General features: G+C 60.1%; 20 protein-coding genes. 8 read left to right on the forward strand and 12 right to left on the reverse strand.

All coding sequences use genetic code 11. From position 1 onward, the window contains the following. From ACF8EF_RS03865 to ACF8EF_RS03880, 4 genes are all read left to right on the forward strand, one after another. On the forward strand, positions 1-937 hold a 937-nt coding region (locus tag ACF8EF_RS03865), incomplete at its 5' end, for a zeta toxin family protein (RefSeq protein ID WP_392460571.1). 370 nt (positions 938-1307) lie between these two features. Next, complete coding sequence (locus ACF8EF_RS03870) at positions 1308-3005, forward strand: EAL domain-containing protein (RefSeq protein WP_392460572.1); 1698 nt, start codon at positions 1308-1310, stop codon at positions 3003-3005. Between the two features lie 46 nt (positions 3006-3051). Next, a complete protein-coding gene (locus ACF8EF_RS03875) occupies positions 3052-7929 on the forward strand; it encodes a PAS domain S-box protein (protein ID WP_392460574.1) in 4878 nt (1625 codons plus the stop codon). Next, on the forward strand, positions 7919-8881 hold the full coding sequence (locus ACF8EF_RS03880; protein WP_392460575.1) for a diguanylate cyclase domain-containing protein: 963 nt from the start codon (positions 7919-7921) through the stop codon (positions 8879-8881). The genes ACF8EF_RS03875 and ACF8EF_RS03880 overlap by 11 nt, the downstream gene beginning before the upstream one ends. A 184-nt stretch (positions 8882-9065) precedes the next feature. Here the strand turns inward: ACF8EF_RS03880 and ACF8EF_RS03885 are convergent, their stop codons facing one another. The 10 genes from ACF8EF_RS03885 to ACF8EF_RS03930 form a co-directional block, all read right to left on the reverse strand. Further along, on the reverse strand, positions 9066-9524 hold the full coding sequence (locus ACF8EF_RS03885) for a hemerythrin domain-containing protein (protein WP_176684369.1): 459 nt from the start codon (positions 9522-9524) through the stop codon (positions 9066-9068). A gap of 555 nt (positions 9525-10079) precedes the next feature. Then, positions 10080-10781, reverse strand: a complete 702-nt coding sequence (locus tag ACF8EF_RS03890) for an XRE family transcriptional regulator (RefSeq protein WP_176684370.1) — start codon at positions 10779-10781, stop codon at positions 10080-10082. A 182-nt stretch (positions 10782-10963) separates the two neighbouring features. Next, positions 10964-11491, reverse strand: a complete 528-nt coding sequence (gene ppa, locus ACF8EF_RS03895; RefSeq protein WP_003255365.1) for an inorganic diphosphatase — start codon at positions 11489-11491, stop codon at positions 10964-10966. Between the two features lie 92 nt (positions 11492-11583). Then, positions 11584-12399: a zinc-dependent peptidase gene (locus ACF8EF_RS03900; RefSeq protein ID WP_392460577.1), complete on the reverse strand. Its 816-nt coding sequence runs from the start codon at positions 12397-12399 to the stop codon at positions 11584-11586. A gap of 20 nt (positions 12400-12419) precedes the next feature. Next, positions 12420-13067: a DedA family protein gene (locus tag ACF8EF_RS03905; RefSeq protein ID WP_021783945.1), complete on the reverse strand. Its 648-nt coding sequence runs from the start codon at positions 13065-13067 to the stop codon at positions 12420-12422. 189 nt (positions 13068-13256) lie between these two features. Further along, positions 13257-13715 carry a GNAT family N-acetyltransferase gene (locus ACF8EF_RS03910; RefSeq protein WP_028697785.1) on the reverse strand — a complete coding sequence of 153 codons (459 nt, stop codon included), beginning with the start codon at positions 13713-13715 and terminating at the stop codon, positions 13257-13259. A gap of 108 nt (positions 13716-13823) precedes the next feature. Next, positions 13824-14642, reverse strand: a complete 819-nt coding sequence (eutC, locus tag ACF8EF_RS03915) for an ethanolamine ammonia-lyase subunit EutC (protein WP_392460578.1) — start codon at positions 14640-14642, stop codon at positions 13824-13826. Between the two features lie 8 nt (positions 14643-14650). Then, positions 14651-16045: an ethanolamine ammonia-lyase subunit EutB gene (locus ACF8EF_RS03920; RefSeq protein ID WP_010951821.1), complete on the reverse strand. Its 1395-nt coding sequence runs from the start codon at positions 16043-16045 to the stop codon at positions 14651-14653. Between the two features lie 46 nt (positions 16046-16091). Then, on the reverse strand, positions 16092-17540 hold the full coding sequence (gene eat / locus ACF8EF_RS03925; RefSeq protein ID WP_392460579.1) for an ethanolamine permease: 1449 nt from the start codon (positions 17538-17540) through the stop codon (positions 16092-16094). Between the two features lie 226 nt (positions 17541-17766). Then, positions 17767-19287 (reverse strand): aldehyde dehydrogenase family protein, encoded by a 1521-nt coding sequence (locus ACF8EF_RS03930; protein ID WP_176684372.1) that lies wholly within the window; start codon positions 19285-19287, stop codon positions 17767-17769. 255 nt (positions 19288-19542) lie between these two features. Here ACF8EF_RS03930 and ACF8EF_RS03935 point away from each other — a divergent pair, with 255 nt between their 5' ends. The 4 genes from ACF8EF_RS03935 to ACF8EF_RS03950 all read left to right on the forward strand — a co-directional run bounded on the left by ACF8EF_RS03935 (position 19543) and on the right by ACF8EF_RS03950 (position 23884). Then, positions 19543-21558 (forward strand): sigma-54-dependent Fis family transcriptional regulator, encoded by a 2016-nt coding sequence (locus ACF8EF_RS03935; protein WP_339535105.1) that lies wholly within the window; start codon positions 19543-19545, stop codon positions 21556-21558. A gap of 66 nt (positions 21559-21624) precedes the next feature. Beyond that, positions 21625-22974, forward strand: a complete 1350-nt coding sequence (gene mpl / locus ACF8EF_RS03940) for a UDP-N-acetylmuramate:L-alanyl-gamma-D-glutamyl-meso-diaminopimelate ligase (protein ID WP_392460580.1) — start codon at positions 21625-21627, stop codon at positions 22972-22974. Then, positions 22971-23600, forward strand: coding sequence for a flavin prenyltransferase UbiX (ubiX, locus tag ACF8EF_RS03945; protein ID WP_003255348.1), 630 nt, complete (start codon positions 22971-22973; stop codon positions 23598-23600). The genes mpl and ubiX overlap by 4 nt, the downstream gene beginning before the upstream one ends. Beyond that, entirely contained in the window at positions 23597-23884 is a 288-nt protein-coding gene (locus ACF8EF_RS03950) for a YceK/YidQ family lipoprotein (RefSeq protein WP_176684375.1), read from the forward strand. Before ubiX ends, ACF8EF_RS03950 begins: the two co-directional genes overlap by 4 nt. A gap of 46 nt (positions 23885-23930) precedes the next feature. Here ACF8EF_RS03950 and ACF8EF_RS03955 read toward each other — a convergent pair whose 3' ends face one another. Then, positions 23931-24575 carry an oxidoreductase gene (locus ACF8EF_RS03955; RefSeq protein WP_176684376.1) on the reverse strand — a complete coding sequence of 215 codons (645 nt, stop codon included), beginning with the start codon at positions 24573-24575 and terminating at the stop codon, positions 23931-23933. Between the two features lie 27 nt (positions 24576-24602). Continuing rightward, complete coding sequence (locus ACF8EF_RS03960) at positions 24603-26336, reverse strand: C13 family peptidase (RefSeq protein ID WP_392460581.1); 1734 nt, start codon at positions 26334-26336, stop codon at positions 24603-24605. Positions 26337-26536: the final 200 nt, after the last annotated feature.

The raw sequence follows: 26536 nt of genomic DNA on the forward strand, positions 1-26536 counted from the left end.
ATTCAGAAAGGTCGTCGACACATTGTTCGACAAGAAGCGCGACTATGTCGACGGCGTGCTCAAGCCCAAAATGCTCATCATTGCCGGTGCACAAGGCTCGGGTAAGACGTACTTGCTGGAAAACGCGCTGCTGAAGAGCGGGCGGTACGACAATTACGTTCGCCTTTACGAAACCCATTTTCGTGAACTGCACCCTCACTATCGGGCCATGGAAGACAAAGGCGTGCTGTATGTCTACGAGCATACCGAGTCGTTCATCTGGCGGCTGGGGGCATTGATTTGCACGTATGCGATGGAAAACAAATACAACATCATCATGGAGACCGCGCTCGACAGCCCTCATTTCGCTGATTTTCCACCTGAAGCCGCCCGACAGGGCTATCAGAGCGAGGTCCATCTGATTGCGTGTCAGAAAGAATTCAGCCACTGGTCGACCCTGGACCGTGTGGTCAACAGCGTTGGCAATCAGGAGATCGAGCGTGTGGTCAGCCTGACGCAGATCGAAGAGGCGCAAATCAATGGCAGGTCCATCATCGATGCTTTCGAAAACGCCTGTATCGAGGTACCGGGTTCCGAAATCGTGATCTATCGACGTGGCCTGGAGACGGATAAGAATAGCCTTCCGGTCTGTCACAGCACCTGCCCGGAAAAAGGGCTTCTCGTGCCCCAGCAGACCTATCAGGGCAGAGCATTCTTCCGCGGGGCAGACCTGAAGATCGACTTCAAGGTCCAACGCAGCCCCCAAGCCGATTTCCCCTGTTCTTATATTCAGTATGCGCAGGTGGTGCATGCCGGCCTGCTGGGTTCGGAACACCGTCGGGCGATGGCCGAGCTCAATTGTAAAACCCTCGGCCAGGCTCAGAAGCTGATGTCGCAACTGCCTGTCGATGTCTACCGCGAGCTGTGCCTGTACGTACTCAAGTACGCGCAACCTTGAGTCGACCAGGGGCAGGGCTGATCACTGGCCAGGCATGCCCTTGATCACCCGCGCCTGTCGGACAATCGCCCATCCCGCTACCACAGTGACGGGGTGGGCATTTCCGTTGTCCTTTTGTCTGCTACCCCTAAATCCATTCTTCAGCATTCAATGGGTTGTTGTAGCTGGATCTTCATTCTGGATGTTGGGGCAGGCTGACCCTCGGAACTTCAATGTAATCACTGAGCACCTTAAGCCATGAGCTCACATCGCATTACGGGATATCAGCAGTCCATTGTGAGCAACCTGTTGGTCACAGGCTTGTCTGACTGCGCAATTCGCAGCTGATCGTCTACGCTGACGCTTTGAAATGGATTTCCAGGAGTCACACATGCTTGATCTGGCAGATCAGATGAACTCTGTGATCCTGATCGTTGATGACCAATCAAGCGATCGTGAAGTTCTTCAAGGGTCTGTCAGCAGCTTCGGTGAGGTTCATGTTGCCCATGACGGCCGTGAAGCGCTGCAGGTGGCCGGGGAATACCGCCCCGACCTGATCCTTATCGACATCGAGTTACCCGACATGAATGGCTTTGCATTGTGCCGGGCGATCAAGACCGACCCAAAGCTCTGTGACGCTGCCGTCCTGTTCGTCAGCTCCCATACCCAGTGCGACAATCAAGTTCGTGCCCTGGAGTTCGGAGGGGTTGGCTTTATCCAGAAGCCTATCAATGTTCCCGTGGTAAGGGCCCATGTACGCGCCCACCTGAATCTGCGCAATGAAGCCAAGCGCTTGTCTTATTTTGATGCGCTAACTGGCTTGCCCAACCGTCAACTATTCACGAACCGCGCAGCACAATCGATTCAGCAGGCCCAAAGCAACGGCAGCAAGGTCGCGTTGTTACTGTTGGATCTGGATCATTTCAAGAGCATCAATGACTCATTGGGGCATTCAGTCGGGGATGCCATTCTAAAGTGCGTCGCTGAGCGTTTGGCCAGCAGCGTTCGGCCGCAGGATACGGTGAGCCGGCCGGGAGGCGATGAGTTCGTGATTTTACTGCCGCAAGTGGTCCGGCTAGAAGCTATTGGGGACTTGTGCGAACAGTTATTGCGGACGCTTGCGTCCCCGATGCAGATTGGCGAGAAGCGTTACAGCATTACCACCAGTATTGGTGTCAGTATCTACCCCGAAGACAGTACCGACCTGGAAGCGCTTTACAGCCACGCCGATGCAGCCATGTATCAGGCCAAACGTGAAGGCAGGAATCGCTCACGCTTCTTTTCCCGGACATTGGAAACCAGCACCCGTGCCAGGCATATGCTTGAGCAACATATGCGCAGCGCCTTGGAACAGGGCGTCTTCGAGGTTTTCTATCAGCCGAAAATGGATGCCCGAACGGGATGTATGCGTGGCATGGAAGCGTTGATTCGCTGTCGACAACCCGATGGCACGCTGCTTTCACCAGGTGAATTCATTCCGGTCGCAGAGGAGACTGGACTGATTGTTCCACTGGGGCGTCAAGTACTGACGCAGGCCTGTAAAGACGCCTGCCTATTGATGGATTCAGGATTTCAAGTCCCCGTCAGTGTCAATATTTCCGCTGTTCAATTTCGTGAAGATAATTTCTTCGACATGATACGTAGGGGGCTCCAGGACTCAGGGCTTCCTGCGTACCTGCTTGAGCTGGAAATCACGGAGGGCGTGTTGGCAGACAATGTCGTCAAGGCGCGAGAAACACTTGAAGCACTGAAGCGCATGGGCGTGCGGCTGGCAATCGACGATTTTGGTACCGGCTACTCCAGCCTTAGTTACCTCAAACAACTGCCCATCGATGTGCTGAAAATCGACCAGAGTTTTGTGCGTGACATGCTTGACGACCACAGTGATGCCGCCATCATCGAAGCCATTGTGCGTATGGGCCAGGCGCTGGGGTTGGAACTGATTGCCGAAGGTGTGGAAAACCAAGAGCAGGCGATCAGCCTCATGGCACTGGGTTGCTGGCTGATGCAGGGATATCACTACTGCCGACCAGTACCGTTCCTGCAACTGCAACAGATGCTGGAGACCGGCAATCTGAGGCCAATCTAGCGCAATCGATTTTTCTCGTTTGGCCAGCCGCTGATGTGGGGTGAAATTGAAAGATCGTATTCTGAAGCTTGGATCTGTTACAGCGATGATCGCTGTGTTTGTCGCAGGCCTGGCGGTTACCCTTATGACCTCCTACGTTCTGATGAATCAGAACAGGGCGCATGCCGAGGCTGCATTGACCCGTGCAGTCCAGCGTACAAGCGATGCTGTTGCTGCACGCATCCATCTTTATGAGTTCGGTTTGAGAGGAGCGCGTGGTGCTCTTCAGGTCATGGGCGAGCAACAGGCCAGCCGTCATGGCTTTTTGACTTACATCAAGACTCGAGACCTCGATACCGAGTTTCCGGGGGCTCGCGGCTTCGGTTTCATTCGTCGCGTTCCAGCCAGTGCCGAAGCGGCTTTCCTGCAAAAGGCCAGGCTCGATGGCAAACCTGATTTCACGATACGCCAGCTTACGCCACATGAGGGCGAGCGCTTCGTCATTCAGTACATCGAGCCTCAGGAGAAGAACCTGGCAGCGGTAGGTTTGGATATCGCGTCAGAAAAGAACAGGCGAGAGGCTGCTGGCGCGGCAATGCGCACGGGAGCTGCGCGTCTCACGGGTCCGATCACCTTGGTCCAGGCAACGGGCAAACCGCTGCAGTCATTCTTGTTCCTGCTGCCGATCTACCGAACGGGAAATACGCCGGATACCGTTGCCGAAAGAGTGGCACAAGGTTTTGGTTGGAGTTATGCACCGCTACTGACCGAAGAGGTCCTTACAGGGCTGCCATTGCCATCCGATGGAATTCGGTTGCATTTGCGTGACGTGACCGATGCGGCCGCCCCTGTGCAATTCTATGAGCGCAATCAAAATGGCGGGGAACAGCAAGAGGTCATGCGCACCCATTTGACCCAGTTGGTTTTTGGTCGTCGCTGGGAAATCGAGTTGGTTGCATACCCCTCTTTCGTGCAGGAGTTACGCCAGTTCTCCCCCCGCAGTGCCTTTGGCATCGGGCTGTGCAGCACCCTGTTGATCACGGCATTGGTGGGGGTTTTCAGTGTCAGCCGTAGACGTCGACGCGACGTTCTGGCGGAACAGGCCAAGCTCGCAGCCATTGTTGAGAACTCCAACGATGGAATCATTGGCCAGACCCTGGATGGCATCGTCACGGCCTGGAACCATGGCGCCGAGAAGATTTTTGGCTATGGCAGCGATGAAGTACTGGGCCGCACTTTACTGGGCCGGATATTGCCCTGCGAGTTGGCGGACGAGGAAGTGCATTTGCTGGAGAAAATAGCTCGCAGCGAGCGTATCGAGCACTTTGAGACCCGACGAGTGCGTAAAGACGGCCAGTCGTTAGACGTTTCGGTAACAGTCTCGCCTATTTGTGATGCAGCAGGGCGGGTTGTTGGGGCCTCCAAGACCGTTCGCGACATCACCCAGCAGAAGCGGGCAGAGGCACGCATTCTGGAACTGAATGTTGGCCTGGAGCATCAGGTGGCCGAGCGCACGACAGAGCTGCGCGAGCTGAATGCCCTGCTGACCAACGTCCTGCACTCGGCATCACAGGTCTCGATCATCGCGACCGACCTCGAGGGCATCATCACCGTTTTCAACAGAGGGGCTGAGCAATTGCTTGGCTACACGGCCGAGGAAGTCGTTGGCCTTCGCACCCCCGGTATGTTCCATCTGGATGAGGAGATGGCACAACGAGGCGAGGAGTTGAGCCGGGCCTATGGAGAAACGATAGGGGGCTTCCGCGTTTTTGTGCACAAGGCTTCTCTGGGCGAGGCGGAGGTTCGGGAATGGACGTACGTGCGCAAGGACGGCACGCGTTTCAGTGTTACGTTGCTGGTCACCGGCATGCACAATGCCGATGGCAGGTTGAGTGGATACCTGGGTATCGCTATCGATATCAGCCGGCGCAAGCAGGTAGAGGAGCGCTTGGCCGACAGCCTGGCACTGACACAGACCATTCTCGATACAGCCGTCAACCCTGTCATCAGGATCGATCGGACAGGGGTGATTCAGTCTTGCAATCGTGCTACGCAGAACGTTTTCGGCTACCAACCTGACGAGCTTGTCGGCAGTGACGTTGGAGTCTTGTTGCCCGCTTTATTCGAGGGTGACTTGTCGCTCTCGCAGGATGCGCTTGGTGATCCGGCCAGCAGCAATATGACCGGGGTTTCCCGAGAAGTGGAGGCTCGCCGCAAGGATGGGCTTATCTTTCCCGCGCAGGTCACGCTGGGCTGCATGCAGATTGGCGGTCAGCCCATGCTCGTCGCCGTGCTCTTCGATCTTTCCGAACAGCGGCGTCAGCATGATGCCATCGCTTCGGCACGCGACCAGCTGGCCTTGGCTTCGGATGTGGCGAAACTGGGGGTGTGGACGTGGTCTCCCGAAGACGATGATCTGCAGTGGAATGATCGGATGTTCGAGATTTATGAACAGCCGCTCGCCTTGAAAGCGGTTGGCCTGAGTTACAAGCACTGGCAGGAGCGCCTGCACCCCGACGACGCTGAAGTTGCCGCCCGATTGCTACAGGGATTACTTGATGGGAACGGCGTATTCGAGACACTGTTCCGCCTTCAGTTACCCGGTGGCGGTATTCGTTATGTTCAGGCCGCTGCCAGGATCGAGTATGTTGCTGAAACAGGCTGCCGGAAAGTTATAGGCATAAATCGCGATGTCACTGTAGAACATGAGCTGCAGTCACGCTTGTTTCTCGCTAAAGAACAGGCAGACGCGGCCAATGCCGCCAAGAGTGCTTTCCTGGCCAACATGAGCCATGAAATTCGCACACCCATGAATGCTGTGCTGGGCATGCTGCATTTGGTTCAGGCCACAGAGCTTGATGCGCGGCAGCTTGACTATATCCGCAAGGCGCACGGCGCTGCCAAATCGCTTTTGGGGTTGCTCAATGACATTCTTGACTACTCCAAGATCGAAGCCGGCAAGCTGCAGCTCGATCCACATCCCTTCGAGATCAATGGGCTGATGACGGACCTTGCTGCGGTGCTGGGGGGCAACCAGGCAGATAAGGATGTCGAATTGTTGTTCGATCTCGATACCTCATTACCCCCATGCCTGGTGGGCGACAGCCTGCGTCTGCAACAGATTCTTATCAATCTGGCTGGCAATGCGCTCAAGTTCACTGAGCGTGGCGAGATTACCGTGAGTCTCAGAGTCTGTGATCGTCGGCCCGATGCTGTTCGGCTGCGAATTTCTGTGACCGATACGGGAATAGGTATCAGCGAAGAGCAACTCCAGCGGATCTTCGACGGGTTCAGCCAGGCCGAGGCCTCCATCAGTCGCCGTTATGGTGGGACGGGCCTGGGGCTGGCGATCTGTAAGCGGCTGATCGAGCTGATGGGCGGCATCCTGAGAGTGGACAGCCAGCCAGGGGTGGGCAGCTGTTTCTGGTTCGAGCTGGAATTCGCTTTGGCGAATACCATGGAGACAGAGCACACGACAGTTTTTCCTGACCTCAATGTGTTGGTGGTCGACGACAATCACACGGCCCGCGAAGTACTCGCTAGAACTGCTGTCGCGTTAGGATGGCAAGTCGATCAGGCCAGTAGAGGGCGAGAGGCGGTGGAGCGCGTGCTGCGTGCTGCGAATGTGCGCCCTTACGATGTAGTGTTGATGGATTGGCGCATGCCGGATGTCGATGGCCTGACTGCTGCTCGCCTTATACGGGACTCGCTCATGGATTCTGCGCCGGTAGTGGTGATGGTTACTGCGCATAGTCACGAGGTGTTCGCGAGTTTACAGCAGGGGCCACAGGAGCCTTATGTTGCGGTCTTGAGCAAGCCAATCACCCCTAAGCAGCTTGCCACTACTGTGGAGCTTGCAGTCTCAGGTACGCAATCTTCCAATGTCACTGGGCCCGTGAGCCCGCTATCCAGGCTCGACGGTATCAAGTTATTGGTGGTTGAGGATAATCCGCTCAATCGCCAGGTGGCTCAGGAACTGCTGGAACTCGAGGGGGCTAAAGTGACGTTGGCTGAGGGGGGGCAGCAGGGTGTCGAGGCCGTGTTGAATGGCGTGCAAACCTTCGATGCGGTACTGATGGATATCCAGATGCCTGACATGGACGGGCTGGAGGCAACCCGTCGGATTCGTCAAAGCCCCCTTCATTGGGGCTTGCCTATTGTCGCCATGACTGCAAACGCCTCAACCTCCGAGCGTGAGGCGTGCCTGGCCGCTGGAATGAATGAACATGTAGGCAAACCTGTCGATCTGGAAAACCTTGTAGCGGTTCTCAGGAAGCTGCTGGACCGAGAGGTGCCTGTCCGGCCGGCCATTCAATCGAGCGACTCGCCGAGCGATGAGTCAACCGAGAGTGTGTTGCGGCGCTTCGGCGGTAACCTGACACTGTTGCGTAACGTGCTGCAGCGTTTTCCAGATGAGATGCGACGTAATCTTGATAAGCTGGAGCGGCACTGCAGCAACAGCGAAAAGGCCGGTGTGTTGATGCAATTGCACACCATCAAGGGCAGTGCCGGCACCATGGGTGCTAGTGGGCTATCCGCGCTGGCTGCCGAGCTGGAGCAGCGCCTTCTGCAGGCGTCGCCGGAGGAGGGGCAGTCGTTCATGGCCAATCCTCGGTGGCTATCGCACCTGCACATGCAACTCGCGTCTGACTGCACACGGCTTAATCTTGCCTTTGCCACTTCCGTGGTATTCGCGACTGAACGACCACTTGCATTCACGGAGAGGGACTGGGAAATTGAATTGAGTGGCCTGCGAGCGCTGTTGGTCAGCAGTAATCTCGTCGCACTCCAGCGAGCTGAGTCCTTGCAGGATGCGGTACCGTTACACAGCAAAGCGATCTTTGACGCGCTTAAGCAGGCCGTCGACGATCTGGATTTCCAGTCAGCCGCCCTGTGGTGCGATAAGCTGACCGATTCACTCAAAAGGAATGTTGATGAACGATGAATCTGGACATCCAAAGGTCAAGCCGCGTTTATTGATCGTGGATGACCAGGCACTCAATATCCACGCGCTGAATGAGCTATTTCGTGCTGACCATGAAATCTACATGGCCATGGATGGAAATAAGGCAGTGGACATGGCCCTGACACAGTTCCCGGACTTGATCCTGCTCGATGTGATGCTCCCCGGCATAGACGGCTATGAGGTATGTCGTCGCCTTAAGGCCAGTCCGTTGACGGCAGCCATTCCTGTGATATTCGTAACCGCCAAGGGGGAAGAGGCGGACGAGGCAAAAGGACTTGAGCTTGGTGCTGTTGACTACATTAGCAAGCCATTTCATCCCGGTATTGCCCGCGCTCGGGTAAAAACCCATCTGACTTTGAAGTTGCAAAGCGACTACTTGAAGAGCCAGGCGTCAATCGACGGTTTGACAGGCATATCCAACCGACGAGCTTTCGAGCAACACCTCCATGCAGCCTGGAGTCATTTATGCCGTGACGGAGGGTGGCTAGGACTGATTCTTGTCGACATCGATTACTTCAAACGCTTCAATGACCACTATGGGCATCTAGCGGGGGACCAGTGCCTGCGCCGTGTCGCTGCGGCCCTGGACAGTGGGATCAGACGACCTTTGGATATGGTTGCGCGCTATGGCGGTGAAGAGTTTGTCTGCATTCTGCCCGGCACCCACCTCAGTGGCGCCGCTACCGTTGCTCAGCAGTTGTCTGATGCTGTGGAGAATCTGAAGATCCCTCATGTGGAGTCATTGGTCGCTGACCGGGTGACTATTTCACAAGGCGTAGCCTGTCTCCAGCCTAAGCAGGGGCAGGACGCACATCAGCTTGTAGGCCTGGCAGACCAAGCTTTGTATCAGGCCAAGGAGAATGGCAGAGCAAGGTTCAGTTTTTCCGAGGTATGCAACAGCAAGCGGCAAAGTCCTTCAGTCGGTCACTGATAGTACCTATCGGACTGAGCGTTAAGAATGTGCTCTGTGGAAACCTACCGTAAGCGTCCGACCAATCCACCTTGCCGTAAACTGCCATAGGAGGGTATATGCACCATCGGTTATCAGTGCAATAAAGTTGCGGGGTCGAGTGTTAAACTAACCTTATTTTAATGAAAGGTATTTAAATCTCTGGTTAGTGCCATTGAAGCTTTATTTCCTGCCATTGGGTGTCTGACAACCACTTGTCTGCCACCGGAAAGAAAATATTCTCCTCGGCATCCATATGATCATAATATTTCTTGATGAAGTCTTCTATCGTGTCGGCGATTACTCTTGCCTCCTGCGTTGAGTGCTCCAACATCTTGAGTTGTCCGGCAATTCGCTTGAAGGCTTGATGATCTTGCTCGATATCCTTGACCCGTTGGTGGATCGGGGCCTCGGTTGCCAGCAAGGCCAGCCGAATAAGCTCTTCATTTTCATGGTGGTGCCGCTCTGCATCACCATGCAAGGCTTCCAGTTGCTTAAACAACAGCTTGCGGTCATCGGCACCCGCAGACCCGTGCCTTATCCTCTCCAGTAACTCTTTGATCTGATTAATTTTGGTGGCCACTTCATGATGATAGGCGTGCAGCTCTTTCAATAAGGCGTTCATATTAAATCCTCATCGCTACATCAAGCCTTCACAGATTAAATGTTATTAATCAGCAATCTCCGAGGATGGCAGCAGGTGTCGGCTCTCATCTAATCGTTTTATTATAGTCTGACGCGAAACGCTCACCCCAAAAAAATCCTTTCCATTGGAAGATTTCGAAATATCAAATTGATGTCCATATACGCTGCAAGAAAAAGCAGACACACCAAGGTCGCTTGCGACAGTGGGGCCTGAGCGCGACTGAAGGCACAAGTGGCTTCGTTCTATGGACGGGCGAGGGGGCTGGAAACCCGCGGATTGTGAGCGTTTTTTAAAGGCTTGTTGAATTAAAAAGCCGGCTTGTGGCCGGCTTCTCGGGGACGCTTCCGACTAATTTATGGTAAGCCGCAATCGCCTTAACTGTGTGGCCATCAAGGGCCTGAAAGAGATGGCAGATGCCCGTGTGGGATATCGCCGAGCCCTCTGGACCGCGGCTCGCGCCGGTCGGGGCTTAATGTGCGGCGTAGCATACAAGGGCGGGCGCAGGATGCCCAGCAAAAAATTGCGCAGGGTGCTTCAGCTGGGCCGCTGCTGGCGGAAATGTGACCAATGGAACACCCAGCCAAGAATTTCCAGGCCCTGCGCCTGACGCTGAGCAGGGGTGTAGCGTTCGACCGCGTAGTTGCGCCTGTCATGGCTGTGCAGGTACAGGATGCCGTGCTCGCCAACACTGAGGTTGTTCACCCTGAGCATGCCGTTTTGCAGCAGGGCATAGGTTTCGCCCTCGACCACCTGGGTCATGCCCAGGTCGATGGCCAGGGTCGCTTCCAGCGGAATCAGCGGGAGCATGTTGTTGGCCGGCATTGCCAGGCAGATTGCATTGCTGGCTTGCACGCCCAAGCCCTTCAGGGTTTTTGCCGGCAAGCGCAGGTGCTTGCTGCCCACCGGCGACAGCAAGCCGTTGCGCACTTCGTAGTAGGGCACCTTCAATACCCGGCCACGATGTTCCCACAGCGGGGTAAGCGGATTGGCGGGCGCTGGCCGTGGAAGGCCGTTGCGCAGGAGTGGGTTGGGGTATTTGGGGCCTTCACCGGTGCGCAGCCAACGTCGGTGCACACAGAACAGATCGGCCAGTTCGTCCAGCCGGGCCAAAGGTACACCGCGTTTGAACCAGTTGTTGACGTGCTGTGCTGTGACGCTGCGCTGGGCGGCGAAATCGGAAGGGGTCAGGCCACATTCGTGGAGCAGGGCCCTGAGGCGGTCGCCGGAAGTGTTCATGGCGGCGAGTGTAGCGGCGGGTTGCCAGTAAGGAAATGAACCAGGTGTTGACGGGATTTGTACGAAAAGAGGCTGTTTGTAGGATGCTGGTGTAGGACTGTGTAGGATTTGTTCCCCGCAGTGAGCGCGTTCCATTCAGGCATGAAAAACCCCGCCAAAGCGGGGTTTCCCTGCAGTCGGAATCAGCCCTTGTAGGCAGCGACCGATTTGGTGATCGCGGCACGGGCGGCGTCGGCGCCTTCCCAGCCTTCGATCTTGACCCATTTGCCCTTCTCGAGATCTTTGTAGTTGGCAAAGAAGTGCTCGATCTGCTGGATCAGCAGGGCTGGCAGGTCGGTGTATTCCTTGACGTCAACGTACAGCTGCGACAGCTTGTCGTGAGGAACAGCGATGACCTTGGCGTCGCCGCCACCGTCGTCGGTCATGTTCAGCACGCCAACCGGACGGGCGCGGATAACCGAGCCTGGGGCCACTGGGTAAGGGGTAACCACCAGCACGTCCAGCGGGTCACCGTCGTCAGCCAGGGTGTTCGGGATGAAGCCATAGTTGGCTGGGTAGAACATCGGGGTAGCCATGAAACGGTCGACGAACAGCGTATCGCTGTCCTTGTCGATTTCGTATTTGATCGGCGCGTGGTTGGCCGGGATCTCGATGGCGACGTAGATGTCGTTCGGCAGGTCTTTGCCCGCCGGAATCTTGCTGTAGCTCATTGGGCAGTGCCCCCGTGTTTGACCAAAAAGTGGCGGCGATTATAGGCACATTCTGCCGGGGCACGCCACGCTTGGCCTGATGTGCGGGCCCGTCAGGCGTGGCTTTCGCGGTACTCGGGGTGTTCCGCCTGCAGCCGGCACAGGCGCGCCAGCGGGTCTTGCCGGTAGAACTTCGACAACTGGTGGTAGACCTGTGGATAAGCCTGATGAAGCAGGTCGGGGGCACTAAAGAAGTACTCGCTGGTAACGGCAAAGAACTCCGCCGGGTTTTCCGCAGCATAGGGGTCGATGGCGGTTTCGGCGTCGGGGTTGGCGTCCAGTTGCTGGTTGAGATCGTCGTAAGCCTGCTGCATGGCGCTTGCCCACTCATCAACTGGCATGCCGCTGTGCAACGGTGGCAGGCCGTTGGCATCGCCATTGAGCATGTCGAGCTTGTGCGCCAGCTCATGGATGACCAGGTTGTAGGCCTCCCAGCCACCACTGGCCAGCACGCCGTTCCAGGCCAGGATGATCGGCCCCTGCTGCCAGGCTTCGCCACTGTGCTCGCCGTCCCATACATGCTCCACGCCACTGGCATCGCGGTGGCGCTGGGGGCTCTTGAAGTCGTCGGGGTACAGAATGATTTCGTGGAAGCCTTGGTACCAGTTCAGCTCACCCAGGTGAAGCAGCGGTAACTGTGCCTGGGCAGCCAGCAACAGGCGCTGCTCGTCGTCCAGTTCGACACCGGGCAGGCAGGTGAGGTGCTTGTCGAGCAGGAACAGGATGCAGGCTTCGCGCAGCCAGTGGTCTTCAGCGTCGCTGATGCCGTCCAGCATCGGCAGCCGCTCGCGTACGGCCTGCCATTGCTGTGGCGTGACCGGGTAACGCGCCAGAGTACGCTTGCGCCGCCAGGCGCTGAATGACCACATGCCGTTCGTTCTTTACCTGTTCAGTGAGCCTTGGCCGTACGGCCCAGGCGCCCACGCAGCAAGCCGATGATCATCGGCACCAGCGACAGGATGATGATGCCCACGACCATCAGCGACAGGTGCTGCTTGATGAACGGCACGTTGCCGAAGAAGTAGCCCAAGGTGACCAGGCCGCCGACCCATAGCAGCGAACCGGCAACGCTGAAGCCGAGGAAGCGTGGGTAGTGCATGTGAGCGATGCCCGCGACGAACGGTGCAAAGGTACGCAAGATAGGCAGGAAGCGCGCCATGGTCACGGTCTTGCCGCCATGGCGTTCATAGAAATCGTGGGTACGCTGCAGGTAGTCGCGGCGGAAGATCTTGGAGTTGGGGTTGTTGAACAAACGCTCGCCGACCGTTCGGCCGATCACGTAATTGGTGCTGTCGCCCAGGATTGCAGCGGCCATCAGCAGGCCGGCCAGCAGCACCGGGTCCATGCCACCACCCGCCGCAACGGCGCCGGCGATGAACAGCAGCGAGTCGCCCGGCAGGAATGGCATGACTACCAGGCCGGTTTCGCAGAAGATCACGGTGAACAGGATGGCGTAGATCCAGGGACCGTAGTTGGTGACCAGCAGATCGAGGTAGGCATCGAGATGCAGGATAAGGTCCAGCGGGTTGAAATCCATGTACAGCACCTGTGTTCTTGGGCGTAGGCTTGGTTACCGGGGGAGGGGTAAATTTTCACACATGACAGGTGCGCCATTATACGGCTAAGTGAGGATCATGCCCGAGGAGTTTGTAGCGGGGGGTTACGGTAGAGGGGTATTCCTTTACCAGCTTCTGAGCGGGCGTGCCCGCTCAGAGGTCGGTGCCGGTCAATCCTGACTGATCGGCAGAATGTAGCTCTTGAACTCGGTATCCTCGCGAAAACCGATGGATTCGTAAGTCTTGTGCGCCACTTCATTGTTCGCGCTGGTCGACACCCGCATGCGCACAGCATTGGTCTCTTTGGCCATTTTCTTCGCTTCGCGAATCAGGTGGTCGGCCACCAGCATGCGCCGGGAGTCCTCAGCTACATAGATATCGTTGAGAATCCATACCCGCTTCAACGATAGCGACGAGTAGCTCGGGTACAGCTGGCAAAAGCCCAGCAGTTTGCCGTCGTCATCATCCGGAAGTGCCAGGTAAATCACCGATTCATCCCGCTTCAGGCGCTTTTCCAAAAAGCTGCGCGAGCTGTCGGGGTAGGGCAACTGCCCGTAGAATTCACGGTATTTGACGAACAACGGCGTGATCAGGTCGAGGTGTTCCAGGGTTGCCTTGATGATGCGCATGTGCGGCCCTCAGAGTCCATTTGGGAAACAGCGGAATGCCAGCAGCGTTCAAGGGCATGCTGCCCCAATGCACGGCACAAGTGCAATCCGCCTTCCGTGACAGGTTTTTTACCGTTTGCCGAGCAGGAAGTTACCTTTCTGGCTGGCGCTGTCTTCATTCTCCAGGCTATGTACCTCGGCTTCGTCCTTCAGATTCACCCCGGAAAGCTGGCGCCGGCAGGCTTCGCGCATCAAGTACAACAGGCGGTGCGCCGCCATGCCATAGCTCAGCCCCTCCAGGCGGATATTGGAAATGCAGTTGCGGTAGGCATCGGTCAGGCCGACCTTGGGTGCATAGGTGAAATACAGGCCAAGGCTGTCGGGCGAGCTCAGCCCCGGGCGTTCACCGATCAGCATCACCGTCATCCGTGCGCCCAGCAGCTCGCCGACCTCGTCGGCCACTGCCACACGGCCCTGCTGGACCAGCACCACCGGGGCGCTGGTCCAGCCGTCGGCGGCAGCCTGTTCCTCGAAGCGGGTCAGGAACGGTAGCGTGTGGCGATGCACGGCCAGTGCCGAGAGGCCGTCAGCCACCACGATGGCCAGGTCGACGCCGCCGGGGTTGGCCTGGGCATGCTGGCGAAGGGTCGCAATCGAGTCTTCGTTCAGCCGCCGGCCAAGGTCCGGCCGCTGCAGGTACTGGTGGCGGTCGCTGGCAGCGCTGTGCAACACCAGGCTTTCGCGCCCGCGGTCACTCAGCTGGCTGGCCAGGCCGGCGTGGTCGAAAGCCAGGTGCACGGCATCACGTGCCTGGGCATGGGCGAACTGGAAGTCCAGCTGCGCCCCGGTCGGCAGGCTGGTGCCGGTGCGGCCCAGGGCGATGCGCGCCGGGGTCAGGTTGCGCAGGGCCAGCCAAGGGTTGTCGGGGGTAGGCGTGCGATGGTCCATGGTCATCCCTATGCAAGCTGTGCCAAGGCCTGGCGGAAGGCCGGCGGCAGGTTGTCACCGAAGCGCACCCGGCCATCGGCCTGGGTGAAGATGCCGGTGCGGGCCAGCCATGCCTCGAATTCCGGCCCGGGCTTCAGGCCCAGGGTCTGGCGCGCGTACAGCGCGTCATGGAACGAGGTGGTCTGGTAGTTGAGCATGATGTCGTCGGAGCCGGGGATGCCCATGATGAAGTTGATGCCGGCCACACCCAGCAGCGTCAGCAAGGTGTCCATGTCGTCCTGATCGGCTTCGGCATGGTTGGTGTAGCAGATATCGCAACCCATCGGCACGCCCAGCAGTTTGCCGCAGAAATGGTCTTCGAGGCCGGCGCGGATGATCTGCTTGCCGTTGTACAGGTATTCCGGGCCAATGAAACCGACCACGGTGTTGACCAGGAACGGCTTGAAGTGACGGGCCACGGCATAGGCGCGGGTTTCGCAGGTCTGCTGGTCGACGCCGTGGTGGGCGTTGGCCGAGAGCGCGCTGCCCTGGCCGGTTTCGAAATACATCAGGTTCTGCCCGAGGGTGCCACGTTTCAGCGACAGACCGGCTTCGTAGCCTTCCTGCAATACGTTCAGGTTGATGCCGAAGCCGGCATTGGCCGCCTCTGTACCGGCGATGGACTGGAACACCAGGTCCAGTGGCACGCCGCGGTTGATCGCTTCGATCGAGGTGGTGACGTGGGTCAGTACGCAGGACTGGGTGGGGATGTCGTAGCGCTGGATGATGGCGTCGAGCATTTCCAGCAGGGCGCAGATCGAAGCGATGCTGTCGGTGGCCGGGTTGATGCCGATCATGGCGTCGCCGTTGCCGTACAGCAAGCCGTCGAGAATACTGGCGGCAATACCGGCCGGTTCGTCTGTCGGGTGGTTGGGTTGCAGCCGGGTCGACAGGCGCCCGCGCAGGCCCATGGTGCCGCGGAACCGGGTGACCACGCGGATTTTCTGCGCCACCAGCACCAGGTCCTGCACGCGCATGATCTTTGACACGGCAGCGGCCATTTCCGGGGTCAACCCGGGCGCCAGGGCGCGCAGGCTGTCTTCGTTGGCTTCCTCGCTCAGCAGCCAGTCACGCAGGCCACCCACGGTCAGGTGGCTGACCGGGGCGAAGGCCTGGGCATCGTGGGTGTCGATGATCAGGCGGGTAACTTCATCTGCTTCGTAAGGGATCAGTGCTTCATTGAGAAAGTGCGTCAGCGGAATATTGGCCAACGCCATCTGCGCGGCGACGCGCTCGGCGTCGTTGCTGGCCGCCACGCCTGCCAGGCAGTCCCCGGAGCGTGCCGGGCTGGCCTTGGCCATCACTTCCTTGAGGCTGTCGAAGCGGTAGACCAGATGGCCGACCGTGTGTACGAAACTTGCCATACAGAATCTCCAGAGCCGCGGGTTGCCCCGCGGCGGGTGGCGACGATCAGTGCAGGGCCTCTTCGGCCTTCTGGATCGCGGCGAATTCCTCTTCCGGTGTGCCCGCGACCAGGTGGTGGCGGCTGTAGAAAGCAAAGTAGGCAATTAATACCGCATAGATCACTGCAGCGCCAATGACTACCCGCGGGTCAACCAGGAATCCGGCGACCACGGCGATGCACGCCAGCACCAGGGCCAGACCGGAGGTGAAGATGCCGCCCGGGGTGCGGTATGGGCGTTCCATCTTTGGCCGGCGGATGCGCAGGGTAATGTGCGCAGCCATCATCAGCACGTAAGACAGGGTAGCGCCAAATACTGCCACCAGGATCAGCAAGTCACCCTGGCCCGTCAGCGACAGGGCAAAACCGATGATGCCGGGGATGACCAAGGCCAGTACCGGGGCCTTGCTTTTGTTGGTTTCCGACAGTTTGCGCGGCAGGTAACCGGCGCGGGACAGGGCGAAGATCTGCCGGGAATAGGCATAGATGATCGAGAAGAAGCTGGCGATCAGCCCGGCCAGACCGACCAGGTTGACGAAGCCGCCCATCCAGGTGGAGCCGCCGTAGGCCTTCGACAGGGCTTCGACCAGCGGGTTACCGGAGGCCTTCAGCGCCTCGGAGCCTGCGCCGCCCGGGCCGACCACCAGGATCAGCAAGGCGAAGGCCAGCAGTACCAGCATGGCACCGATCAGGCCGCGTGGCAGGTCACGCTTGGGGTTCTTGGTTTCTTCTGCGGCCAGTGGCACGCCTTCGACGGCAAGGAAGAACCAGATGGCGTAGGGGATGGCTGCCCACACGCCGACATAGCCGAACGGCAGGAAGCTGCTGGCGCCGACGGCGTCCGTTTTGGCGATGTCGAACAGGTTGGCCGCATCAAAATGGGGCACCATGCCTATCAGGAATACGGCCAGGGCAATGGCGGCAATGGCGGTGATGATGAACATCAGCTTCAGTGCCTCACCCACGCCGAAAATGTGGATGCTGATGAACACGATGTAGAACGCCAGGTAGATCATCCAGCCGCCGATACCGAACAGCGATTGGCAGTAGGCGCCGATGAACACCGCGATGGCGGCAGGGGCGATGGCGTATTCGATCAGGATCGCCGTGCCGGTCAGAAAGCCGCCCCACGGGCCGAAGGCACTGCGGGCAAAGCCGTAGCCGCCGCCAGCAGTGGGGATCATCGACGACAGCTCGGCCAGCGAGAAGCACATGCACAGGTACATGGTGGCCATCAGCAAGGTGGCCAGGAACATGCCACCCCAGCCGCCCTGAGCCAAGCCAAAGTTCCAGCCGGCGTAATCGCCGGAAATGACGTAGGCCACGCCCAGGCCGACCAGCAGTACCCAGCCGGCGGCGCCTTTTTTCAGTTCACGTTGCTGGAAATAGTCAGAGCCGACTTTCTCGAAGTCGACGGAAGAGCCTGCCGGCGTTCCGGCGGAATGTTCGCTTGGCATAGATTCACCTGTTGTTTTTCTTGGTGGCCGGAAGGGTTCCGGGCCGATGGTGATGGGTACTGCAGGAAGCGAGCCAGAGCGGCTGGTGCACGGTTGCCGCCCTGGGTTCAGGGTATGCCGGCCTGGCCTCTTCGCGGGTGAACCAGCTCCTACAGGGATTGCGCAAGATTCAAGACCAGCGCAGGACCTGTAGGAGCGGGTTTACCCGCGAAGAAGGCGACGCGGTCTAGAAGAAGCCCAACGGATTGATGTCGTAGCTCACCAGCAGGTTCTTGGTCTGCTGATAGTGATCCAGCATCATCTTGTGCGTCTCACGCCCGACCCCCGACTTCTTGTACCCACCGAACGCGGCATGCGCCGGGTACAGGTGGTAGCAGTTGGTCCACACACGGCCAGCCTTGATGCCGCGGCCCATGCGGTAGGCACGGTTGATGTCGCGGGTCCACACGCCGGCACCCAGGCCGAACTCGGTGTCGTTGGCAATCGCCAGCGCTTCGGCTTCGTCCTTGAAGGTGGTGACGCTGACCACCGGGCCGAAGATTTCTTCCTGGAACACGCGCATCTTGTTGTTGCCCTTGAGCAGGGTCGGCTGGATGTAGTAACCGGTAGCCAGCGCACCTTCCAGCTTCTCGACCTTGCCGCCGGTGAGCAGCTCGGCGCCTTCGTCCTGGGCAATCTGCAGGTACGAGAGGATCTTTTCGAACTGCTGCTGCGAGGCCTGGGCGCCGACCATGGTGTCGGTGTCCAGCGGGTCGCCGCGCTTGATCTGCAGCACCTTCTTCATCACCACTTCCATGAACTGCGGGTAGATCGACTCTTGCACCAGGGCACGCGACGGGCAGGTGCACACTTCGCCCTGGTTGAAGAACGCCAGCACCATGCCTTCTGCCGCCTTCTCGATGAAACTTGGCTCGGCCTGCATGATGTCTTCGAAGTACACGTTCGGCGACTTGCCACCCAGTTCGACGGTGGACGGGATGATGTTCTCGGCGGCGCATTTCATGATGTGCGAGCCCACCGGGGTAGAGCCGGTGAAGGCGATCTTGGCGATGCGCTTGCTGGTGGCCAGGGCTTCACCGGCTTCGCGGCCGTAGCCTTGCACCACGTTGAGCACGCCAGGTGGCAACAGGTCGCCAATGACTTCGAGCAGGACGGTGATGCCCAGTGGCGTCTGTTCGGCAGGCTTCAGCACCACGCAGTTACCAGCGGCCAGTGCCGGGGCAAGCTTCCAGGCCGCCATCAGGATCGGGAAGTTCCAGGGGATGATCTGCCCGACCACGCCCAGTGGCTCGTGGATGTGGTAGGCCACGGTGCCTTCATTGATCTCGGCAGCGCCGCCTTCCTGGGCGCGGATGCAGCCAGCGAAATAGCGGAAGTGGTCGACTGCCAGCGGAATGTCGGCGTTGAGGGTTTCGCGGATCGGCTTGCCGTTGTCCCAGGTTTCGGTAATGGCCAGCAGTTCGAGGTTCTGCTCGATGCGGTCGGCGATCTTCAGCAGCACGTTGGAACGATCCTGCACTGACGTGCGGCCCCAGGCGTCGGCGGCTGCATGGGCGGCATCCAGGGCTTTCTCGATGTCTTCGGCAGTAGAACGGGGGAATTCAGCGATCAGCTTGCCATTCACCGGGGAGGTATTTTCGAAGTACTGCCCCTTTACCGGAGCAACGAACTCACCACCGATGTAGTTGCCGTAGCGGTTCTTGAAGGAAACCTTCGCGCCCTCGGTACCGGGATGTGCATAACGCATGGTGTGTCTCCTTGGTATTGTGCTTTTTAGGGAGTTGAAAAGCATAGAGCAAGGGTTGGGCCAGTGTTGGCCGTGCCAGGCAAATCAATGACTTGGGTCATTTTTACCGGCCTGATCAAGGAGGGGCTGTGCCGGCGTCGGTACGCCAGGGGTGACATTTTGTGCCGTTTGCGACACGTCACCGGTGTGTGCATTGCAAAGCCTACCCGGGTGGAGGATGCTGGGCTGACGCTCTATCTGCGGAGAATTACAACAATGCAGAGCAATCACTTCACTCGCCATGCCCGGCAGGTCCATAGCGTTGCCCATGGTGGGGCCGGGGAGGGCGGCAGTGACCCTTCCATCGCCCGTTCCTGGCTGCGCTGCCTGGAGGATTACCACCTCGACCCGGCGGTGATAGAAGCCCCGGTGGTGCTTGAGCATGGGCGCCTGCTGGAAAGCCGCGAGCGCCTGCACCAGGTGCTGCAAATTGCCGACCATGAAATGAACAGCCTGCACCAGCAGCTTTCCGGCGCGGGCCACGCGGTGCTGCTGACTGACGCCCGCGGGGTGATCCTCAACTGCGTCAGTGCCCCCACCGAGCGGCGCAGCTTCGAGCGTGCCGGGCTGTGGCTGGGTGCCGACTGGAGCGAGGCGCGCGAGGGCACCAATGGCATCGGCACCTGCCTGGTCGAGCGCCAGGCGCTGACCATTCACCAGAACGAGCACTTCCGTGGCCGTCACACTGGTCTGACCTGCTCGGCCAGCCCGGTGTTCGACCCGCATGGCGATTTGCTGGCGGTACTCGACGTGTCCTCTGCCCGCCCCGACGTATCGCGGCAAAGCCAGTTCCACACCATGGCGTTGGTCAACCTTTCGGCGAAGATGATCGAGAGCTGCTATTTCCTGCGCCATTTCGAGCAGCAATGGTTATTGCGTTTTCACCTGCAAGCCGAGTCGGTCGGCCTGTTCAGCGAAGGCTTGCTGGCGTTCGACGGCGATGGGCGCATTTGCGCTGCCAACCAAAGCGCACTGAACCTGCTGGGCACGGTACGGGGTGGCGTGCTGGGCAAACCGTTGGAGTGCTTTTTCGCGTGCAGCCATGACGAAATGTTCAGCCGTGCCACGCCCGGCGGCAGCACTGCCTGGCCGCTGCGCACCTTGGACGGTCGCCAGGTGTACGCCAGCCTGCGGGGGCAGGCCCGGGCGCCGGTGTGGTCGGTGCCGGCTGCCCAGCCGCGGCCTGCACGTGAAGTGGAGCCGCTGGTCTGTCTGCTGGACCCTGCGTTGCAAAATGATTTCCGCCGCAGCGTGCGGGTGTTCGAGCGCGATGTGCCATTGCTGCTGCGCGGCGAGACCGGCTGTGGCAAGGAGGCCTTCGCCCAGGCTGTGCATCAGGCCAGTGAGCGGCGCGGCAAGCCGTTCGTCGCCATCAACTGCGCTTCTATCCCGGAAAGCCTGATCGAGAGTGAGCTGTTCGGGTATCGCGGCGGCAGTTTTACCGGCGCGCGCAAGGAGGGCATGCGGGGCAAGCTGTTGCAGGCCGATGGCGGCACCTTGCTGCTGGACGAGATCGGCGATATGCCGCTTGCCCTGCAAACCCGCCTGCTGCGGGTGCTGGAGGAGCGCCAGGTGGTGCCGATCGGGGGAGAGCCACAGGCGGTGGACGTGCGCATCGTCAGTGCTACGCACCGTGACCTGCTGGAACGGGTTGAGCAGGGCAGTTTCCGCGAGGACCTGTATTACCGTCTCAATGGCCTGGAGGTAGCGCTGCCGGCGGTGCGTGAACGCAGTGACAAGGCGCAGTTGCTGGACTTTCTGCTACGCCAGGAGACGCAGGGGCAACGGATCGACATCGAGCCCAGGGCGCGGCAGGTGCTGCTCGAATATACCTGGCCGGGGAACGTGCGGCAGATGCGCAATGTGCTGCGTACCCTGGTGGCGCTTTGCGAAGATGCCCGCATTACCTTTGCGGACCTCCCCGCAGTCATCCGTACCAGCCCACCTCCCGTGGGGGCGGGCGAGCCCACGAAGATGTCCGACCAGGCAATAGAGGGCGAGGGCGTTGCCCTCGTTCGCGGGCAAGCCCGCTCCCACAGGTCCGGCGGTGCCGCAGAGATTGAGGGTGAATCTGTAGGGACCGAGGTTCTGCTCGACGCGGAGCGGCAAGCGCTGAAGGAGGTCCTGGAGGCAAAACACTGGCATCTCACCCGCGTCGCCGAGCACTTGGGCATCAGCCGCAATACCTTGTATCGAAAACTGCGCAAACACGGCATTACCAGGGGCGACTGAGCGAAACAGCGGGTGCGATTTGTCGCGCCCTGGGCTACCCTGCCTCGATGTTTTGCGAGGTCGACCATGCATATTCACATTCTCGGTATTTGCGGCACTTTCATGGGGTCGCTGGCGGTGCTGGCCAAGGAACTTGGCCACCGCGTCACCGGCTCCGACGCCAACGTCTACCCCCCGATGAGCACCCAGCTCGAAGCCCAGGGTATCGAGCTGACCCAAGGCTATGACCCGGCCCAGCTGGATCCGGCGCCAGACCTGGTGGTCATCGGCAACGCCATGTCGCGCGGCAACCCAGCGGTTGAATACGTGCTGAACAAGGGCCTGCCCTACGTCTCCGGTCCGCAGTGGCTGGCCGACCACGTGCTGCAAGGCCGCTGGGTGTTGGCCGTTGCCGGTACTCACGGCAAGACCACCACCAGCAGCATGCTGGCCTGGGTGCTGGAGCACGCTGGCATGAGCCCGGGCTTCCTGATTGGTGGTGTGCCGCAGAACTTCTCGGTGTCGGCCCGTTTGGGCGACACGCCGTTCTTTGTGGTGGAAGCCGATGAGTACGACAGCGCCTTCTTCGACAAGCGCTCGAAGTTCGTCCACTATCACCCGCGTACCGCGATCCTCAACAATCTTGAGTTCGATCACGCAGACATCTTCCCGGACCTGGCCTCGATCGAGCGGCAGTTCCACCACTTGGTGCGGACTATCCCCAGCGAAGGCCTGGTCATCCACCCGACCACCGAGCAAGCGCTGGAGCGTGTGATCGGCATGGGCTGCTGGACCCCTGTGCAAACCACCGGGGAGGGCGGCCAGTGGCAAGCCCGCCTGCTCAGCCCCGATGGCTCGCGCTTTGAAGTACTGTTCGAGGGTGAAGTGCAGGGTGTGGTGGATTGGGCACTGACCGGCCAGCACAACGTCGCCAACGCCTTGGCCACCCTGGCAGCCGCGCGTCATGTAGGCGTGGTGCCGGCCATGGGTATCGACGGCCTGAGTGCGTTCAAGAGCGTCAAGCGGCGCATGGAGAAGGTTGCCGAAGTACAAGGTGTGACCATCTACGATGACTTCGCCCACCATCCGACCGCCATTGCCACCACGCTCGACGGCCTGCGCAAGCAGGTGGGTGAGGCGCCTGTGATCGCGGTGATCGAGCCTCGCTCCAACTCGATGAAACTCGGTGCCCATCGTGACGGCCTGCCAGAAAGCGTCAACGACGCCGACCAGGTGATCTGGTATGCGCCGGCCAACCTCGGCTGGGACCTGGCCGCAACCGCCGCGCAGTGCAAGGTGCCGAGCGTGGTGGCCGACAGCCTCGAAGCGATCATCGAGCGGATCAAAGGCCAGGCTCGCCCAGGCACCCATGTGGTGATCATGAGCAACGGCGGCTTCGGCGGCCTGCACGGCAAGCTGGCCGAGGCGCTGAAATGAACGGACCGGAGCGCATCACCCTGGCCATGACGGGCGCCTCGGGTGCCCAGTATGGCCTTCGCCTGCTCGATTGCCTGGTACGCGAAGACCGCGAGGTGCACTTCCTGATCTCCAAGGCCGCACAGTTGGTGATGGCCACCGAAACGGACGTCGTGTTGCCGGCCAAGCCCCAGGCGATGCAGGCCTTCCTGACTGAATACACCGGCGCGGCCGATGGGCAGATCCGTGTGTATGGCAAGGAAGACTGGATGTCGCCGGTAGCCTCGGGCTCTGGCGCCCCGGCGGCAATGGTGGTGGTCCCCTGTTCCACTGGCACCTTGTCGGCCATCGCCACTGGCGCCTGCAACAACCTGATCGAGCGTGCTGCCGACGTTACCCTCAAGGAGCGTCGCCAGCTGATCCTGGTGCCTCGCGAAGCGCCATTCTCCACCATCCACCTGGAAAACATGCTCAAGCTGTCGCAGATGGGCGCGGTGATCCTGCCGGCGGCACCGGGGTTCTATCACCAGCCGCAGACCATCGACGACCTGGTCGACTTTGTCGTGGCGCGTATTCTCAACCTGCTGAACATCCCCCAGGACATGTTGCCGCGTTGGGGCGAGCACCACTTCGGGGTGGATGATTGAAGCGAGCACTGGCAGGGTTGCTGGCGCTGTTGATGCTGGGGGGCTGCGCCACGGTACGCACGCTGGATGCCAACAAGCCTGGCGCACCGGTGGTGTATGCCGGTACCCGGCTGGATTTGTATGTGATCAATGGCGGGTGTTGCCCGCGGGATCATTACGGTGCGGACGCTCCGGCGTATCCGCGCCTGGATCTGCCCGGCAGCATGCTGCTCGATACCCTGCTGCTGCCGTTGTCTTTGCTGACAGCGGCCGGCATAGGCTTCCAGGCCACCGGCGGCCTGTGATGGCCGTTCGCGGGCACGCCCGCGAAGAGGCCAGCACGAGCGAAGCCTAGATCCTGCCCAACCTGCGCAACTCATCCGACTCCACAACCCGCACGCCGTCTTCTTCCTCCAGCGCCAGCCGCCACAGGGCCCGCGCCAGGGTACAAGCCTCGATTCCCCGGTACTTCCCGGGTATCAACCTGGAAAACGGCGCAACAAGCTGTTCAGTGAGCCTTGGCTCCAGCCGCTCGCCCAGCAGGAACGAGGGCCGCACGATGGTCAACTGTGGCCAGTCCTGAGCCTTGAGCGCTTCTTCCATCTCGCCCTTGACCCGGTTATAGAAAATTGACGACTTGGGGTCGGCGCCCACTGCACTGACCACCAGCAGATGCCGTGCGCCCATTTCCCGGGCACGCTTGCTGAAGGCGACCACCATGTCCAGATCCACTGCGCGGAAAGCCGACTCGGAACCGGCCTGCTTCAGCGTGGTGCCCAGGCAGCAGTAAGCGATGTCGACCCGGCCAGCCAGTTGCGGAAGGAATACCGCCGGGTCGCCCACCGGGTTTTCCAGGTGCGGGTGCTCGGCCAATGGTCGGCGCGTAGGCGCCAGTACGCGGGTGATGGTGGGCTCGTTGAGCAGGCGGTCCAGTAGGTGCTCACCGGTCAGGCCGGTGGCTCCGGCAAGCAGGACATGCTGAGGCGTCAAGTACATGATGTCTCTCCCTTGTTACACACAAGTCTAGTGAGTGCCGGGCATTTTTGCCTGTTCCCTCGCGTTGGCCTGTGTGGTGTTACGCAACGCTTCTTTGGCTTGTTGCTGGCGCAGGTGGTGCCAGTGCTCAAGCACGGCGGGCGGTGCCCACAGCTGCGGCTCGGAGGCCTCGAAGCCTTCCCTGTGTTCTCTTTCGGCAACGCTGGCGCGGGCCAGTTCAAACGCCTGTTTCAGGTCGTCGGTCTGGTTCAGCGCTTCCGCGAACAGGGCATCGCCAAAGTAGGTGAAGTCGGCTTCTTCCGAGCAACCGAAGGAGACGCGGTCGGCCCGGGCAGCGGTCATGATCAGCGTGCGCTCATCTTTGAGCGGGGCGATATAGCCCCCTGAATAGCAGGCGGAGATGACGATTACCTTGTCGCGATCCTTCAGCGGTGCCAGGGCAGTGGCCAGCTCGTCAGCGGCCAGGTCGGCCAGCTGCAGGCGGGGCTGGTCGAGCACCAGTTGGTGGTCCTGGCTGCCATGGCTGGTGAGGTAGATGAACACCAGGTCTTCAGGGCCGCTGCGCTCTGCCAGGGTGGTGGCGGCGCGGGACAGGTTCTCGCGGGTGGCCATGGGGCGTGTGGCCATGTGGTCGCGGTGGTTGACCAGCGTCACCTGGCCGCTCGCACCAAAGCGCACCCTGAGCATGTTGCTGACATAGTCGGCTTCGCGCAGGAATACGCTTTGCTGGCCATCGCCGGCCACTACCAGGCTATACAGCTGGATCGGTGGCGCCGAGCGTGGTACCCGAGCCAGCGCCTCGTCCAGCAGCCGGCCCTGGTTGAGCAAAGCCAGGTCCAGTGGGTCTGGCAGCAGCTTGCCATTCTGGTCACGCACGCGCACGCCGTTGGCCCATGTTCCGCTTTCGACCTTGCCACTGGTCAGGATCAGCCGCCCGTGGCCATGGTAGGCATCGTTCAGGAACCCGCCGATGTACTTGCTGCCGTCGGGCAGTTGCAGGCTGCCCTGGCCCGACAGACGCCAGTCGGCGAACTCACCCTTGTAGTGGCTGCCATCGCTGCCCAGCAGTTCCCCTTCGCCGTTCAGCGAGCCGTCCTTGAATTCACCGATCCACACGTCGCCATCGGCATTCTCGTAACGGCCACGGCCCTCCAGGCGGTTGTCCTTGAACTCGCCGATGTACTGCTCGCCATCAACGCTGTCGTAGGTGCCGGCGCCTTGTAGCTGGCCGTTGACGAAGAGGCCGCTGAACTGGTTGCCGCTGGCATCGCTGCGCACCCCGGCGCCGTTGGGCTTGCCCTTGGCGAACAAGCCTTGATAGCGACTGCCGTCGGCCAGTTCCAGTTGGCCTGCGCCGTCGTACAGGTCGTCCTTGAACTGGCCGCGGTATGTCTGGTCGGCTTGCTTGAGGGTGCCCTCGCCGTCGCGGCGGCCGTGGCGGAAGGTGCCGCTATAGTGGCTGCCTGGGGTGGTCAGGTCGCCCAGGCCCTGAAACAGCCCCTCGGCGAACTGGCCGCGGTAGACCTCGCCGTTCTGGCCATGCCATTCGCCCTGGCCGTGCCACTGGCCGTCCTTGAAGCTGCCGGCGTACCAGCTGCCGTTGGGGTAGTCGATCCGGCCTTCACCCTGCAGCAGGCCATCGACCACCTGCCCCCGGTAACGCCCACCGTCAGGCAGACGTGCGTCCGGTGGGAGCAGCGATTCGCCATCGCCACAGGCGGCGAGCAGCAGGAGCAGGGTAATGGGGAGCAGTGGACGCATGGCGAGGACCGGGCAATAGGTCTGCCGAGTATGACGCAGAATGGGAGCCTGAGACAGTGAGCCCATGTCTCGGCGCATAGGCCGTGTACCCTGCGCGTACCCTGTAGGAGCGGCTTCAGCCGCGAACACCGGCGAAGCCGGTGCCCTCCACCGTGTTGCTTCTTCGCGGGCGCGCCCGCTCCCACAGGTGCCACGTTGCC

The organism is Pseudomonas sp. zjy_15 (genome assembly GCF_043101865.1).
GTDB lineage: Bacteria > Pseudomonadota > Gammaproteobacteria > Pseudomonadales > Pseudomonadaceae > Aquipseudomonas > Aquipseudomonas putida_Y.

Excerpts from the sequence above, each read along its gene's own strand:
- ACF8EF_RS03960 (WP_392460581.1), bottom strand. The coding sequence starts at position 26,336 with ATGCGTCCACTGCTCCCCATTACCCTGCTCCTGCTGCTCGCCGCCTGT.
- ppa (WP_003255365.1), bottom strand. The coding sequence starts at position 11,491 with ATGAGCTACAGCAAGATTCCGGCGGGCAAAGACCTGCCGAACGACATC.
- ACF8EF_RS03920 (WP_010951821.1), bottom strand. The coding sequence starts at position 16,045 with ATGGCAAGTTTCGTACACACGGTCGGCCATCTGGTCTACCGCTTCGAC.
- ACF8EF_RS03880 (WP_392460575.1), top strand. The coding sequence starts at position 7,919 with ATGAACGATGAATCTGGACATCCAAAGGTCAAGCCGCGTTTATTGATC.
- ACF8EF_RS03900 (WP_392460577.1), bottom strand. The coding sequence starts at position 12,399 with ATGTGGTCATTCAGCGCCTGGCGGCGCAAGCGTACTCTGGCGCGTTAC.
- ACF8EF_RS03890 (WP_176684370.1), bottom strand. The coding sequence starts at position 10,781 with ATGAACACTTCCGGCGACCGCCTCAGGGCCCTGCTCCACGAATGTGGC.
- ACF8EF_RS03955 (WP_176684376.1), bottom strand. The coding sequence starts at position 24,575 with ATGTACTTGACGCCTCAGCATGTCCTGCTTGCCGGAGCCACCGGCCTG.
- ACF8EF_RS03930 (WP_176684372.1), bottom strand. The coding sequence starts at position 19,287 with ATGCGTTATGCACATCCCGGTACCGAGGGCGCGAAGGTTTCCTTCAAG.
- mpl (WP_392460580.1), top strand. The coding sequence starts at position 21,625 with ATGCATATTCACATTCTCGGTATTTGCGGCACTTTCATGGGGTCGCTG.
- ACF8EF_RS03935 (WP_339535105.1), top strand. The coding sequence starts at position 19,543 with ATGCAGAGCAATCACTTCACTCGCCATGCCCGGCAGGTCCATAGCGTT.
- eat (WP_392460579.1), bottom strand. The coding sequence starts at position 17,540 with ATGCCAAGCGAACATTCCGCCGGAACGCCGGCAGGCTCTTCCGTCGAC.
- ACF8EF_RS03910 (WP_028697785.1), bottom strand. The coding sequence starts at position 13,715 with ATGCGCATCATCAAGGCAACCCTGGAACACCTCGACCTGATCACGCCG.
- ACF8EF_RS03870 (WP_392460572.1), top strand. The coding sequence starts at position 1,308 with ATGCTTGATCTGGCAGATCAGATGAACTCTGTGATCCTGATCGTTGAT.
- ACF8EF_RS03885 (WP_176684369.1), bottom strand. The coding sequence starts at position 9,524 with ATGAACGCCTTATTGAAAGAGCTGCACGCCTATCATCATGAAGTGGCC.
- eutC (WP_392460578.1), bottom strand. The coding sequence starts at position 14,642 with ATGGACCATCGCACGCCTACCCCCGACAACCCTTGGCTGGCCCTGCGC.
- ubiX (WP_003255348.1), top strand. The coding sequence starts at position 22,971 with ATGAACGGACCGGAGCGCATCACCCTGGCCATGACGGGCGCCTCGGGT.
- ACF8EF_RS03905 (WP_021783945.1), bottom strand. The coding sequence starts at position 13,067 with ATGGATTTCAACCCGCTGGACCTTATCCTGCATCTCGATGCCTACCTC.